Annotated in this window: 12 protein-coding genes; all 12 read right to left on the bottom strand. The window is 42.3% G+C overall.

Going from position 1 to position 15,197, the window contains the following annotated elements:
- Positions 1-105: 105 nt before the first annotated feature.
- Positions 106-618, bottom strand: a complete 513-nt coding sequence (locus H8706_RS11105) for a hypothetical protein (RefSeq protein WP_262432674.1) — start codon at positions 616-618, stop codon at positions 106-108.
- A gap of 18 nt (positions 619-636) precedes the next feature.
- Positions 637-1,122, bottom strand: coding sequence for a GGDEF domain-containing protein (locus H8706_RS11100; RefSeq protein ID WP_262432673.1), 486 nt, complete (start codon positions 1,120-1,122; stop codon positions 637-639).
- A 69-nt stretch (positions 1,123-1,191) separates the two neighbouring features.
- Positions 1,192-3,531, bottom strand: a complete 2,340-nt coding sequence (locus H8706_RS11095) for a VirB4-like conjugal transfer ATPase, CD1110 family (protein ID WP_262432677.1) — start codon at positions 3,529-3,531, stop codon at positions 1,192-1,194.
- Entirely contained in the window at positions 3,446-3,868 is a 423-nt protein-coding gene (locus H8706_RS11090; protein WP_262432672.1) for a PrgI family protein, read from the bottom strand. The genes H8706_RS11095 and H8706_RS11090 overlap by 86 nt, the downstream gene beginning before the upstream one ends.
- A 14-nt stretch (positions 3,869-3,882) precedes the next feature.
- On the bottom strand, positions 3,883-4,473 hold the full coding sequence (locus H8706_RS11085) for a hypothetical protein (RefSeq protein ID WP_262432671.1): 591 nt from the start codon (positions 4,471-4,473) through the stop codon (positions 3,883-3,885).
- Between the two features lie 13 nt (positions 4,474-4,486).
- Positions 4,487-5,326, bottom strand: coding sequence for a hypothetical protein (locus H8706_RS11080; RefSeq protein WP_262432670.1), 840 nt, complete (start codon positions 5,324-5,326; stop codon positions 4,487-4,489).
- A gap of 69 nt (positions 5,327-5,395) precedes the next feature.
- Positions 5,396-5,725, bottom strand: coding sequence for a glutamyl-tRNA amidotransferase (locus H8706_RS11075; RefSeq protein WP_449421279.1), 330 nt, complete (start codon positions 5,723-5,725; stop codon positions 5,396-5,398).
- Entirely contained in the window at positions 5,664-7,553 is a 1,890-nt protein-coding gene (locus H8706_RS11070) for a VirD4-like conjugal transfer protein, CD1115 family (protein WP_394354565.1), read from the bottom strand. The genes H8706_RS11075 and H8706_RS11070 overlap by 62 nt, the downstream gene beginning before the upstream one ends.
- A 125-nt stretch (positions 7,554-7,678) precedes the next feature.
- The gene (locus H8706_RS11065; RefSeq protein ID WP_262432669.1) at positions 7,679-8,455 is read right to left on the bottom strand and encodes an InlB B-repeat-containing protein; all 777 of its coding nucleotides are present in this window, start codon (positions 8,453-8,455) and stop codon (positions 7,679-7,681) included.
- Between the two features lie 139 nt (positions 8,456-8,594).
- Positions 8,595-9,197 carry a Type 1 glutamine amidotransferase-like domain-containing protein gene (locus tag H8706_RS11060; RefSeq protein WP_015563755.1) on the bottom strand — a complete coding sequence of 201 codons (603 nt, stop codon included), beginning with the start codon at positions 9,195-9,197 and terminating at the stop codon, positions 8,595-8,597.
- A 108-nt stretch (positions 9,198-9,305) separates the two neighbouring features.
- Entirely contained in the window at positions 9,306-14,789 is a 5,484-nt protein-coding gene (locus H8706_RS11055) for an S-layer homology domain-containing protein (protein WP_262432668.1), read from the bottom strand.
- A gap of 101 nt (positions 14,790-14,890) precedes the next feature.
- Positions 14,891-15,197 (bottom strand): hypothetical protein (locus H8706_RS11050; protein WP_449421278.1); only part of this gene is annotated, 307 nt, incomplete at its 5' end.

Raw genomic sequence — 15,197 nt, 5'->3', positions numbered from 1 at the left:
TGGGCTACTTCGTTCTTTCGCCGGTGCATCATACCGGCTACTCATTGTCAAGCAAACCGTGGAATAAATGCGGTCGGTTTGCGTAAATTAACGAAATACTGCGATTCATTTCGTTTTTTGGAGCTTTTTTGTGTCTATTTTTACTGGGATGGCACAGTTTTGCACCTCTGGAACATTTTCGGGTGCAGATATTTTATACTCCGCTTGTATGCTCTCTTTTGTTTTCGGAGCATTGTCAGGCTGCTTTGGTGTGTTCTGCACCTCTGAAATATCATTATTTTGTAGTGTATCCGCATTTTGATTTTGCCTTGTTTTTACTTGCTGACGGTGCTGCTTCAACTTGTTTTCCGCAAAATGTTTACCTTTTTGGTAAACAGTATCGATAGCGGAATAGTAGATGTTTTCAACCTGTTCGGTTGCTTCAACTTCGGCTCGCTGCGTCTGTTCCGACTGCCGTGTGTCAAGCTGCTTATCTATGGTATTTTTGATAATCACATCTTTTGACACAGTTTTAATATCCTTGATAGCTTCTTTTGCAAAGCGGTCTGCGGCTTTCGGAGCGTTCTGAACAGCCTTAGTGGTTGTTTTCGGCTTTGTCTTTATATCTTTTTCGCTCAAAGTATATCACCTCCGGCGTTATTTTTTACTCTTTTTATCCTTATACATTTTCTCATCGGCACGGCAGATTATATCGTCAATACCTTTACTGTATTTTTCGTGGAATCTTGAATAGCCTATTGAAACAGACAGGTTATACAGCCTTTCATTATTGATAAAATATATCGTGTCTTTGAACTGCGATATATACGGTAGCACATTACTTTCGGATATGCAGACAAATTCATCACCGCCGATACGGTAAATATCAGCCTTTAATCCGATAGTATCTTTCAGTGCCTTTGCAACGGTTTTTATCGCATCATCACCGCTGAAATGCCCGTAGCTGTCGTTTATCTCTTTCAAGCCGTTTACATCGACAACAACAACCGTAATGCGAGAAATGTTTGCGTTAGGCTTTCGGAGCTTTTTTAAGCGTTCCTCATAAGCGTTGCGATTTTGCACTTCTGTCATACTGTCGGTATAGGCAAGCTCAAATAATTTTTCTGTCATTTTGTTTTTCATAGCGTCCTCCTAATGATAACGGCGGATCTCCGTTTAGAAAATCCGCCGTATTTAATTTAATGATTTTTATTAACCCTCGCCGGGCTTCGTGCTCATCAGTTTATAGAGTTCCGTGTCTGTCGGAAACTCATTGATAAACGGCACAATGGAACCGCCGACCTTTATAAGTCCCCGTCCTGCTCCGGCATTGGTGATATAGCTCATCTGCGTATCAGATATAGAAAGCAGCTCCGACAAGTCTTTTCTGTCTGACGGTGCTTGATTTAAGAGCAGCAGAAATTCGCTGTTTGAAAGCATACCTCTCGCCGTTTCATTTAACAGGCAGTCGGAAATGTTCTGCGTGATACCTGTCAAAAGTCCACCGTACTTTCTAAACCGTTTCCAGCACTTCAAAAGAAAATCTGCACTGTACGGATTTTTGAAATACAAGTGTGCTTCATCGACATAAACACGGGTGTATTTGCCACGCCGCCTGTTTGCCATAACTCTGTTAAAAATATTATCAAGCATAATCAAAAGTCCGATAGACTTCATCTGCTCGCCAAGCTCCAAAATATCATACGCAACAATACGGTTATTTGTATTAACATCACTCTGATGTGCAAATGCGTCAAGTGAGCCTGTTGTAAATATTTCAAGTGATAGTGCGAGGTCTTGTGCTTCGTCCTCCGGCTGTCTTAAAAGCTCATTTCTAAAATCCACCAAAGTCGGCATATATTCCGATTTGCCGCTTAAATATTCACCGTAAACCTTAATTGCACAGCGGTCAATGATAGACTTATCCTTTGCACCGACACCGCCGCCGAGCCTTGAATCATTGCTTTTTAATAATTGGTCGAACAGAGATATTAAAAATTCCGATTTTATCGACACGGGGTTTTCGTCCATATCAATATCGTTATTTATTTCAAGTGCATTGATATGGTTTTTCGATGAAGCTGAAAGCGTGATAACTTCACCGCCGAGATTTCGTATAAGCGAGCCATACTCACGCTCAACATCTATGACGATAATATCGTCATTTGAAAACAGAGCCGACATCAGAATTTCCATTTTTGCCGCAAATGATTTTCCCGAACCCGACACACCGAGAATAAAGCCGTTTCCGTTGAGTAACAGCTTGCGATTACACATAAGTAAATTGTGTGATATTGCATTTATGCCGTAATACAAACCGCCTTTGTCTATAATCTCCTGTGTCTTATACGGAGATAATACCGCCGTACTTTCGGTCGTGAGTGTCCGCATTGCCTTTATATTCAGAATTCCGAAAGGTAAGACCGTCTGCATACCGTCCTCCTGCTGATATTTCAGCGTTGCAAAATTGCAGAGGTGTTTTCTGCCTATCGACATCAGCGTTTCGGTATCGTTATCGAGCTGCTCCAAGCTGTCGGCAATATGCAATAGCGTAACCGTTACAAACATCATTCTTTGGTCACGGGTGGTGAGGTCGTCTAAAAATTCCTTGATTTCCTTTCGCATTTGCTCCATTTCATACGGAATATTGGCGGAAAAATTATTGTTTTCGTTCTGTTTCTGCTGCCATTTTGTAATATCCGTTTCAATGGCAAGGAGTTTTTTCTGAACGATTTTAACCGCCTCATCGGTCGGTATCGGCTGAATGGTAATGGATAACATCATACTTCTTGAAAAGTCGGTTAATTCCGAAATCATACTGTCTTTTAGGAAAGAGGGATATTCCTTTAAGAAAACCGTTCTTGCGTATTTATCGCCGATTTTTATATAGTCTTTCTTAAACTCCAAGCTGTCGGGAGCAATGTAATCTTTGAAGTCGGCACCCTTTGCCATAGCTTTTTTAATGTCAAAATCAAATTCTTCATTTTCGCCCGTTTTGAAGAAGTCATTAAAAATGCGAAGCCTGTCTTTATATCCAAGCTCCGCTATTTTTGACGATATTTTCGCATAATCGGCTGTTAAATCGTTTCCCACACGAGTAAAGAATGTCCGAGCCTCCTCAATGTTTTTCTTTTCGGTTGCAACCGTGATATATTTCTCGTGTACAATATTGTTGCTCTCCGACATTTTATCACAGAGTATGCCATTGAGTTCCTGTGTGTATTTTCTGTAATTCGGATTATCGGACGGTGTTGTGATTTGCTCAAACACCTTATTGTGAAGCTGGCGGTTATATATCGTGATTTCAGCCATAGCGTCTGTCGGAAGTCCGTTAAGAATTGCAGAGTGGGCAAGGAACATTTGCAGCTGGTCATCGTCTGAAGCTACGGCATAGTTTATGTCCGAGAATTTCCACGACTTTGAAAACAGCCGTCCCGTCCGAAAAATACCGTCTTTGTATATCGCATCAATGGGTATCGACTGCTGAACCGTCCTTGCAATTTTTCTTTTTTGCTTTTTTATTCGGTTTTTTCTTCCGAACAGATTTAGCATTGCCATTTGTGAGTTCCTCCTTTATCATTTCATAAAGATAATTCGTGCTTTCAAATTTTCGCACTCCGGCAGCGAGAAATTCAGACCTAAACCACGCTCCGACAAATTCTTCAAAGTTCATACCGTTGTATTTGAAAAAGCCGGCAATGGCAATAGGTGAAGCCGCCACAATACAAAGCCAAGATACCGTTTCTTTGTCGATATAGTTTTTAAGTCCGAAATATATCCCGACAGCGGCTCCGACCGCCGCTACCGAACAGATAAACTGCCGTGTGGAAAGTCCGAAAAACAGGCTTTCGTGATAGTCCTTAATTTCCTTATTGATTCTTATCTCCAAAATTGATTACCTCCTCATCTTTCCGGCTCGCTCTTTTTCGGTTCTTTTGGCTGCAAGTCGGTAGGTCTTTCACCGTTTTCGGGTTTAATGAAATCTATCCGATTTGCCGCATAGAAAGCGTTGGGATTAAGCTGTCTTTGCCAAGCGGCATCACTCGGCGCCCACCGAAAGCCGTTTGCTTTGAGCGTTTCTCTTTGTTCTTTGCTCGGTTTTTCATCAAACAGAAGCTGCAAACGGTTTTTATCCTCATTTATGACCGCTTCGCCGCCGTTAAATTTCCAGCCGACAAACTCCGTATTTTTGTTAGCCTCAAGGTTTTCAATACGCTTTTTGATACGGCGTATTTCCGCACCGTTGTTTGTGATGTGATATGAGGGAAAAGGCTGCTTTTCCCAATGATAATGAACGGAGCGAGCTGACATATCCAAATTTTCAGCCTTTTCGTCAGATATGCCTTCACAACCTTTTACCGTTCCGTACTTTTTGTAGTGTGCATTAGCTTTTTTCATCAGCGTTTGCAATTCCTCGCATTTTTGCAGTTTTTCCGTCAGCTTTTCAATAGCCTTCGGGTCATCACTGCTGATAGCGTTGTTTTTGTAACTCATAATCGTGTCCTCCTTATGTTCCGAATAATTCTTTAACAATTCTGTCTGCTCCTTTGATAAGACCTACCAAAACGAGCATATTAAAAATCACCTCGCCGATATATTTCCATATCATAGTGACGGTTGTAATGCTTGTATCTATCGTCGGCGTACTGTGCGACGCAAATGCGGAGAATATAATGCACGAAAGCACAATAACCGCACCCTCCATACAAACACCGACATATGATTTTACAAATGATTTTCCCATAAATGAAGTTGTTTCTCCGGCAAAGGACGCAAGCGGCACGGGAGCTATTGCGGTGTAAATAAAGAGCTTAAAAAATCTGCCGTACACAGTCATAATCATTATAAATGATAGCACCGTAATAAACAGACTTCCTAAAATCGTTACAAGCCACAAGGGAATACTCGCCCAAAAACCCGTATCTTCCACGGCTTGCTCAATAGCCGCCGGAAGCGTAACGGACGCTCCGCCGATACCGCCGAGAGAGCCTGCGATTTGTTCTACAATTCCTCCGCAGATAGAATAAATCGCCGTCATTAAGTCCATTGCGTATGTAATTGCCACCTTTGCCGCACAAAAGCGAATAAAATGCTTTAAGGCATATTCCGGTCGCTGAAAGTCACGGAATGATGCTGTGCTTTTGAATATGCTCATAGCAAAAAAGAGGACCAGCAAGCCAAGTCCTATGGCTTGAAGTCCTCCGTTTATGCCGGATATGACATTCCAAATTGCACCGCCTTTGAAGTTTTGCGGCGAGGTTGTAATCAGCGACCATATTTCCGTCATTTTATCGTTCCAAGTGGAAAACGCATTTTCAAGGTTGGCTACAATCCAATTATCGCTCAAAGGTAATTCACCTCCGTTTCTTTACGCATACACCGCCGTCTGCAAAAGACGGCGGCTTAATATCTGTGGTTACATTATCATATCCAAAATATCCTTCGCAAATGCAATGATGACGCCGCCGAAGAATGTCAGAAATCCGTTTGCTCTCTGCGATGCGTCGTGAGATTTAAGCGACAGACCTATCTGCACAACACCGAAGCCGAGCAGGATTAGTCCGATAGCCTTAATTGCCGAGAAGATAAAATCTGAAAGGCTGTTTATCGTTCCGAGCGGGTCAGCGGCAAAAACCGTTCCCGTGAGTGCGGTCATCATAACTGCAAGTACCGTAAGTACAAGTTTAGCCTTGCGGAGAATTTTCTGTGTTTTTGCAATTTTCTGAATTGTTTTCTGATTTTTCATTGTCTGTTACCTCCAAAATTTCATTTTGTTTTGTTTGTGGGTTTGCAAAATAAAATGTTTTCACATTGTCCCCGTCAACCTCCAATAGCTTGATATTTGATAAATCCTCGTTTATGGTAAAGGATAAATCATTTCGTAAATATTTTTCCGACTTGCTGTGCTTGTACGGCACAGCTTTTCCGTCTGCAGTTTTTGCAATATTCGGGTGCGACAGTATATCGAATTTTTTATCAATTAACGGTCGCTCTCCACGAATAAAAATAAGGGAGTTGCTGTTGTCAAGCAGACGCACCTCATCGAGCGTTAAAAGCTCACGCCCGGCGTTTTGGTAATTGGTGTTACTGCTGCCGTGCTGACCTTTTGTAATACCTCTTGTGCGTGTGTCAATGGTTTCTTTTCCGAGCATTTTTGAAATATACTCGTGTGTTGACTGCTCGTTGCCGCCGAGATAAAGCAGCGTATCACAGTTACCCGTGATGTTTTCCCAGCTATCCTTAAAAAGTGCTTTTAACTGTGCCATATTCTGAATAATAATTGATACCGAAATACGCCGTGACCGCATTGTTGCAAGTATGCGTTCAAAGTTATCGGGCAGAGCGACATTTGCAAACTCGTCCATCACGATATGCACGGGGATAGGCAGCTCGCCGCCGTGATTATTGTCCGCATTGAAATACAACGCTTGAAATGCTTGTGTATATAACATTCCGACAAGATAATTAAAGGAATTGTCATTGTCGGGAATAACGCAAAATATGGCTCGCTTGCGTTCACCGAGAGTGCCTATATCAAGATTATCGTATGAAGTCATTTTCGCTATCTCTGGTAAATTAAATGCCGCAAGCCGCACCGCCGCTGAAATAAGGATCGACTTCGCTGTTTTGCCGCTTGCCTGTTTGAAAATTTTATATTGCCGTACTGCAATATGCTCCGGCTTTTCATCCTCCAAGCCTTGAAAAAGAATATCCACCGGGCTTTGGTAGCCGCTTTCATCCTCATCTTCAACGGTTGCGGCGTTTTCGATTAAGAACATCAGCATTTCAAAGGTCTGTTCTTCGGGCGGAGCTTCGTGCAGAAGATAGAGCATTAAAGCAGAATCAAGAGCAATTTCGGATTTTTCCCAAAACGGGTCATTCTGCGATGCGTTTTTCGGTGTTGTATTCTGAATAAGGTTTGAAATCAGCTTTATAACATCTTCGTCTTTACGGATATACACAAACGGATTATATCCGTCCGAGTTTTCCGGCTCGATTAGGTTAAACACCTTAATATCATAGCCGTTTTCGATGAGTAACGGTGCAATGCTTCGGAGCATTTCGCCCTTCGGGTCTGCGACTATGAAAGAAGTGTTGCACTGCATTAAATTCGGTTTTGCGTAAAACCGGGTTTTTCCGGCGCCGCTGCCGCCGACCACAAGCACATTGAGGTTTCGTCTGTGCTTTTTTGCGTTTAAGCCAAGCCGCATATTTTGAGATAGAATGATGTTTTTATAGCTGTCCTTATCCATATACCGCTTGACAACGCTTTTGACATTGCCCCAGCGAGCCGAGCCGTGTTCCTCGCCCGGTCGGCGGTTTTCTCTTGACGAAAAATATACGCCGATACCCATTGCGTACAAAAACAAGAAAATGAGTACGGCTTTTAAGCTATACTCATTCAATGTGATATGTGTAGGGTTATTCATAGCGACGGTCAAACGGTCAAGCAATTCAAACAACTTTATGCCCTCATCATAGCACCCGGCAACCATTAAGGCAAGCCATATAACGAATACCGAGAGTATTCCGAGAAGGATATATATTGTCTTTTGATTTTCCTGTCTGTTCACGAGGTATCCCTTACTGTCATTAAAATTTGAAGCATTGTTATCAGTCCTTTCCGGAAATAAATAAAAGGGGCAGCCCCTGCATAAGTTTCCTTATACAAAAGCTGCCCCCAAAAGTGTGATAGGCGTTACTTACAGAATTTTTCGTTGTAAATTTCCATAAGCTCATTTAATCTTTTATTCTGCTTAACCCATTGTGCCGTGACAGGTACACCCGTCTTTTCATCAATGTAATTACCAAAGGCGAGGATTTCATCATCGGTCGCATAAACTCTCTGTACCGCCGGAGTGTTATATATCACCGTTCCGTTTGGAATCCATTTTGCGTAAACGGTATCGCTGTCATTGAAAGTAAACGCTGTTACCCGATTTTCCTTTGTTTGCGGGTCTGAATACCAACCGTCAAAGTCATAGCCGTATCTTGTCGGAATAAACTCCGCAAGCGATATTGCAATGCCAAGCGGTTTTATGACAGGCTCAATATATGAGCCGTCCTCGGCGGCAAAGGTGAGTGTGCGTGTTCCCGTCAAGCTCCAACGGGCATAGAGTGTTGTGTCGGAATAATACTCGGTATCAGACGATACCTTTTCGCCGCTTTCGGTAAACCACCCCTCAAACTGATAGTCGCTGCTTTTATACGGCAGCGGAAGTTTAATTTTATTCTGCTCCGTAACGGCTTCTGTGATGTCGGTTTTGCAAATTCCGCCGTATAACGAGCCGCCGTTGCAATTAAGCGTTATAACTCTTTCGCCCTTTAAGGAATACAGCGGCTTTTCCTTTCCGCACTCACATACATAAACCTTTGAATTTTGTTTTGTATACTTGTGCGTGTGTGCCGCCTGTGCAGTAACTGCAGTTGATAAAATGAGCATTATCATTATGCCTGTAAATACTGTTCGTTTCATTTGAACATTCCTCCGTTTCAATATTTTTCGGTATCTTTATTATATCATCATACAAAAAGACCGTCAAAAAATTTTCTGAAACGAAAAAGACAACCCGTAGGTTGCCTTAAAAGCGGTCATATAAACCGGAATTTTCAAATTAGTCTTTGCAAATAACCTTTGAACCTTCACCATCAATTACAATTCCCTGACGGTTGTTAATTGGGCATAGATTCAAATCCGAAAACTCAGTCATTATTTTCTCGGTAACTTTCTTAAATGGTGCTGTAAGATAATGCGGAAGAACATAGAAATCAATCAAATCAAGCCCTGCATCATCTTCTTGTGAGTAGTCCTCCGGCTTTTCATCCATTTGCTCGATATATTGGATGCTTGGAGCGCATATAATCGCACCTGCCGATTCACCAATCATCAGTTTTCCCTTTGCCAATTCTTTCTTCAACAGCTCATCCGTTCCCGTTTTACGGAGCTGGTCTATAAGGAAAAAAGAATTTCCGCCGGTAAAATATATCACATCCGCATCTTCAAAAACAGACTGTATCGTTGAATAAGCCTCCGTTGAAATATCAATTTCAGTTACGATTGCTCCCAACTTTTTGAATAATTTTCGAGCCGAGCCAACATAACCGGTGTAGCCTTCACGCAGCGAAGCTGTTGGAATAAATGCGACTTTTTTATTTTCAATTTCTTCCTTTATCAGACTTCCTACACTTGAAAAGTGCGAACATAAAAACAGTTTCATCAATGTTCTCCTTTATATATAAATTCCGATTTATCTTGCAAATATTATACCACAGAAACAACGAGAAAGCAATCGTTTCCGACTGCTTTCTCCCATTTGCACAAAGGATTATTTCACCCAAGTTTCAGTGTTGTTTGCTGAGTTTGCAAGATGTGTATTGGCTGCTTCCATCACATCTGCATAATACCACATAGAATTGTTGCGAATATCCGTAAATTTGTTGAGTACGGATACATTCTTTGTAATATAGCTTTCATCAGCTTTTCTGCCTGTTGCCCGGTTGACTACCGTCACCACTTCCGCACGGGTAATAGCGTTATCGCCTTTAAATGTTCCGTCAGCGTATCCGTTGAGCCAGCCTGCGTGTTTTGCGTAGGCAACATCGGAATATGCCCAATAATTTGTTGCAACATCAGTGTATTTTACGGTGTAGCTGCCTTTCTTAACATCATTAAACAGAGAATTAAATCTAACCGTCATTGCCACAAATTCTGCACGGCTAACATTATCATCCGGTCTGAATGTGTTATCTGCGTAACCTTTAATAATACCGTACTTTGAAAGATAACCTATATAATCGGAATACCACTCATTTTTGGATACATCATTAAAGTTTGACTTACCACTGATTTTTTCGCCTTTCTGTTCGGAAATAAGCCTTGCAAAGATAGCAGCAGCTTCAGCTCGGCTCATATTGTTGTCCGGTCTGAAAGTGCCGTCATTATACCCGAAAATATATGCCTTATGCTCTGATGCCGGGAGTATCAGCATACCGTTTTTATCCGTTGTTCCTGTTGCTTCGCCCTTGTTTCTGTCTTTGAGAATTACAGAGGTTTCGGCTTTTGCGTTGCCTTTGTTATCGGTTACGGTAACAGTATAAAAGTTTCCGTTATCGAGCGTTTTTCCGCTCGGCAGAGTAATTGTTAAATTGCCCTTGCTGTCGGTGCTCTTTGAGAAGTTTGTAACGGCTTTTCCGTCCTTGTCGGTGATTTTAACATTTACGGTTGTATAATATCCGCCGCCGTTGCTGCCGCCACGACCACCGCCACCACCGGAGGATGAGCCGCCACCTGTTGATTTGACGGGAAGTGTAACCTTGCCGTTTGCATCGGTTGTTGCTGTCTTTTCTGTTGTCTTGTCCTTAATTGTAACAGACACACCTTTAACAGCCTTATTTTCTTTGTCGGTAACAGTTACGGTTGTCTGATTTGAAGTTGTGAGCTTATGCGTATCGGGAAGCGTAACGGTAATTTTGCTGTCCTTTATTTCGATATACGCATTTTCGATTTTTTCTTTGGTATCCTCAACGGTAATGTTGTATTCCGTTTTTGATTCTTCGGTATCTTCCTTGCCGTCACCGTCCGTATCTTTGCCCGGTGTAGTTTCGGAAATATCCGTTTTTCCATCCTTATCCGTTACACCCTCATTTGACGGCGGAAGAATGATAACTCCGTCTTTATCGGTAACACCTGTCAAAGATTTTGTTTCTGTTCCTTCAATAACAAATTCGGAAGTAACAACCGTCATACCTTTAACTGCCGTGTTGTCTACTTTTTTGCTGACCGATATTGTAATTCTGTTCGCATACTCAAATTTAATATTTTCGGGTAATTCAACAGAAATGTTTTCTGCCGATTTAACTGTGCCGTCCTCATTTTTTACTTCGGCATTATGTCTGATATGTGCCTTTTCAATAGCTCCGACAACATTTTTCACGATTACAATATATCCGTCAACTTCGCCGTAGCCGTTGAAATCGGTAACATCAATGTTTGTCGGCGGCACGGTTGCTTTTCCGTTTTCGTCTGTAACATCGACCGCCGTTTTTGCTTCGTCCTCGGCTGCGGTTTCAGAGATTACAACGGTCATACCCTTAACAGGCTTATCCTCGTTATCGGTTACAACAACGCTGATTCTGTTTTCGATGTCAATCTTGTTTGCTTCGGGAAGCTTAACAGATAATCTGCCGTCCTCTGAAATTGTGATGACCGCATTGGCAATCGGTGCTTTTTCATCGGTTACAACCACATTATACCCATTGACCTTGCCGATGCCGTTTTCATCAGTAATATCCTCCGAAAGCGGCGGCACAACCATTTTTCCGTTTTCGTCAGTTTTGTCTGTCAGGCTATTTTCCACAGTGTCCGAAACGGTAACGGAAATATCTTTCTGCGGATTTCCGTCTTTGTCGGTTACGGTTACTGTAATGCGGTTTGCATAGTCAATACTTGTTTCGTCCGGCAATGTTACAGAAATTGTGCTGTCATCATTCAATTTCACAAAAGCATTTTCAATAGCTCCGCTCTCGTCATTGACAAACACATACATTCCGTCAATTCTTACTTTACCCGTATTGTCCGTAAATCCGTCCTTTGCTGTCGGCAATGTAATTTTTCCGAACATATCTGTTACGCCTTTTTCGATGTAGTCTGCATCTCCGAGAGTTATAACCGTAACACCCATTTGAGGATGCCCGTGCTGGTCGGTAACGGTTATAATAACAGGATATTCACTTGTCGGCTTAATGCCCTCCGGCAAATCCACAACGATATTATTGCTCTCGCCAATGTAAACTTCACAGTTTGGAATAACGACATTCATTTTGTCGGTAGCCTTTACAACAAATGTGTTTTTCCTGTCATCATCGTCTTTACCAATAGTACCGCTGTTATCGCCGGTAGAGGTTTTATTGTTCGGCACTTTCAACTGTCCGTTTTCATCTGTTTTACCCGTTGCTGCGTTATTGTTTTCATCATAGATAAAAATTTGTAATTCAGCTTTTGGTGTCTGTGAGTCTGCGTTAATTGCAGTTATAATGGTTTGGTCAGCATAATCAAGCAGTCTGCCGCTTGGCAATTTGATAGTTACATTATCATTGATGTCAATGCTGATTTCACTGTCGAAAATCGGTTTGCCATTTGCGTTGGTTACAAGGATAGAGAAATCTCCGACCTTTGAGTTTCCGTCCTCATCGGTGCGGTCTTTCTCTACAAGCTGCGGAATTGCTGCTCTTGAAAGTACCTCACCGCAAGTCAAGCACTCAATATGTTTTTCTCCGGCGTGTTCGATAGTAGCAGGCTCGTCAATTATCCAATCAGACAGATTATGTCCCGTCATATCCTTGTAATCTGCCGTATAGGTTTTACCGCAGTTTTCGCAAGTGTAGACGGTATATCCGGATGCCGTACAAGTAGGCTCGGTTACATCGGCAATATAACTGTGGTTGATTTTATCGGTGTAATCGCTGATATATTTATAATCACAGTTTTTACACTCATACACCGTATATCCGAGAGCCGTGCAAGTCGGAACAGTTACAGTCTTTGTATAATCGTGAGCAGCTTTGTCAACATAGTCAGCCTTGTAGCTATCGCCGCAGCTTTCACAGGTATAAATTGTATAACCCATTTCTGTGCAAGTGGGTGGAACTACGGTTTTCTTGTAGGTATGCTTTTCACAGTCGGTTAAATCTCCAATATACTCTTTTCCGCAATCGGGGCAAGTGTAAACGGTATAACCGTGTTCGGTGCAAGTAGGCGGAATAACCTTTTTGTCATAATTATGTTTCGTCTTATCGGTATAATCCGCAACATAGGTATCACCGCAGTCGGCACAAGTGTAGGTTGTAAATCCAAATTCCGTACAAGTCGGTTTTGTGATTTCTGCTTTATAATTATGAGAGAGCTTGTCTGTATAATCTGAAATAAATTCATCATCACAGTTTTTGCAAGTGTATGTTGTGTATCCCATAGCCGTACAACTCGGAGCAGTTACGGTCTTTTTGTAATCGTGTTCTGCCTTATCGGTGTAGTCGCCAATATAGCTGTCATCGCAGTTATCGCATTTGTATTCTGTATAGCCCATAGCTGTGCAAGTCGGAGCAACTATCTTTTCGGAATAATTATGTCCTTTGGGGAGTGCTAATACCGTACCGCACTTTTCGCAAGTTTGCGGTTCTGTGCAAGTAGCCGCTTTGCCCGGTGTGTGTCCCGTTGCGGATTCTGCTTTAATCATCTTTTCTGAACAGTTATCGTTTTTACAACGATACTCAATTACACCCTCGCTCTCACAAGTGGAATTTGTAACGGTATGCCCATCGTCCCAATTATGACCTGTCGGCTCGGTGTAATCCGATACATAATTCAGTCCGCACATAGTACAAGTTGAGGTCGTATAGCCTTTATCGGTACAGGTCGGCTCTTTGGTGATACGCTCATAGGCGTGTGAGATAATAGGCGTCATATCGGTTATATATGAATTGCCGCAGATTTCGCAAATATGATTTGTATAACCAACACTTCTGCAAGTCGGCTGCACATTTTCGGTCTTGTATTTATGCTCGCCGACGGGAGTGGTTTCCTCATAAAAGCTGCCGCACTTATCACACAAATTGAGCTTTAAGCCGCCCTGTTTGCAAGTCGCTTTACGAATTGTAATTGCCTTATAATTATGCCCGGTTGCCTTTGTGTAATTTCTTTTATCAAGATTTCCGCAGCCGTCGCATTGCCAGCGTTCATAGCCGAGGTTATCGCAAGAGGGAGCAACGGTTTCAAGGTAGCGGTAATCGTGTTCGTGCTTTTCAGGAAGTACGATTATTGTACTGTCATCATCTTTTTTATCCTCCAAAAGCCACACATAACTTACACCGTTTTCAACCATTGTTTCACCGCCGTATTTATATGAGATTTCATAATATACGGGGTAATATCCGGCTTTGGTGTAATTCGGTGCGGAGGTCATATAACAGTCGGAGGCAGTTTTGCCGTAACGGATTTTTGTATGCACACCGCTGTCGGATAAATCGGATACACTTACCGTATGTGCGTCACCGTCCGCCGTTCCGTAATAAGAAGATACAACCGACTTTGCCGCAACATATTCGCTTGTGGTATAGCCGCAGTCATCGCACTTTTCCGTGAGGTAAAAGCGGTTGTTGCCGATCTGTCCGTCAACCGTGCTTGAAAGGTCGTGCGACTCTTTCTTGATATTAGCCTTTGCATAAGTACCTTTGCAGAATTGGCAGTATTCGCCTTTCTTTAATACGGTTGTGTGCTGATGTTCGTCATACAACTCGTAAGTCGTATTATCAAAGTCGATAAAAAAGTTGTGGTCGCAGGAGTTCAAGCCGTAAACATTGTTGTTAAAGTTATATGCACCCGAACCGTCAACGGAGTTAATTGTGCCGCAAGTCTGACACACAGACTTTGTGTAATGATACCCCGTATAGCTTGCGTCCACGCCCGGAGTACCGCTGTCGGTGTTACCTTTTTTCTTGCCCTCAAGGTCATAACCGTCTGACCACTTAACACCGTGATTCATAGCCGTCTGTCCCGATTTGGTGTATTCGGGTACACGGTAGGTTAAAACGGTTGTGTGCTTATTGCATACCGGACACCACTGTGTTTCATAGGTTACGGTTGCGTTCATATCAAGCTCATTGGTTCTGTTATTTGTTTTCAGCCAATTATCAGCCGGATCTTCATAATCGCTTTTTTGTGCCGCAAAGACCGACACAGGAAGTGTGCCTGCAACAAGAATAACTGCAAGCAGCATTGAAATAACCGATTTCATAGAAAAATGTTTGGTTTTCATAGAATAAAATTCTCCTTTACAAATTTATAGTTTGGTTTATATATTGCGAAAAGCCGCCATATTTACGGCGGCTCTCTGTAGCGTGGTTGTGTAATGTTCATTTACTCTCTGCCTTTCCGGTTTTTCTTTTTGCGTTTTTTCTGCTGCGGCTGCTTGTGTTGTATAGCCTTTTCCTTTTCGGGAGCAGGCTTTTTCTTTTCTTCCAAATCAGCCTTTATGTCCTCAATCTTCTTTCTGACCGAGGGTTTAATACCGCTGTCCGTTTTTGCCGTATCCTCGAATGAGATAAATTTGCTCCCGTGCGGATTTTCGTTTGTTCTCTCCGCACGGGACGGACGGTTTTTTGAGTTTTCGTCCTTTGTATTATCCGATGTAACCTCCGTCTGTTCGGGGACTTCCGGTTCAATT

This window comes from Qingrenia yutianensis (genome assembly GCF_014385105.1).
GTDB classification, from domain to species: Bacteria; Bacillota; Clostridia; order UMGS1810; family UMGS1810; genus Qingrenia; species Qingrenia yutianensis.
The sequence above is the reverse complement of the archived record's forward strand: the minus strand, read 5'-3'. Positions and strand labels throughout refer to the sequence as shown.

What these genes read in the sequence shown, in the direction of transcription:
- H8706_RS11085 (WP_262432671.1), bottom strand. Translation starts at nt 4,473, where the DNA reads ATGAGTTACAAAAACAACGCTATCAGCAGTGATGACCCGAAGGCTATT.
- H8706_RS11060 (WP_015563755.1), bottom strand. Translation starts at nt 9,197, where the DNA reads ATGAAACTGTTTTTATGTTCGCACTTTTCAAGTGTAGGAAGTCTGATA.
- H8706_RS11075 (WP_449421279.1), bottom strand. Translation starts at nt 5,725, where the DNA reads ATGAAAAATCAGAAAACAATTCAGAAAATTGCAAAAACACAGAAAATT.
- H8706_RS11065 (WP_262432669.1), bottom strand. Translation starts at nt 8,455, where the DNA reads ATGAAACGAACAGTATTTACAGGCATAATGATAATGCTCATTTTATCA.
- H8706_RS11095 (WP_262432677.1), bottom strand. Translation starts at nt 3,531, where the DNA reads ATGCTAAATCTGTTCGGAAGAAAAAACCGAATAAAAAAGCAAAAAAGA.
- H8706_RS11100 (WP_262432673.1), bottom strand. Translation starts at nt 1,122, where the DNA reads ATGAAAAACAAAATGACAGAAAAATTATTTGAGCTTGCCTATACCGAC.
- H8706_RS11055 (WP_262432668.1), bottom strand. Translation starts at nt 14,789, where the DNA reads ATGAAAACCAAACATTTTTCTATGAAATCGGTTATTTCAATGCTGCTT.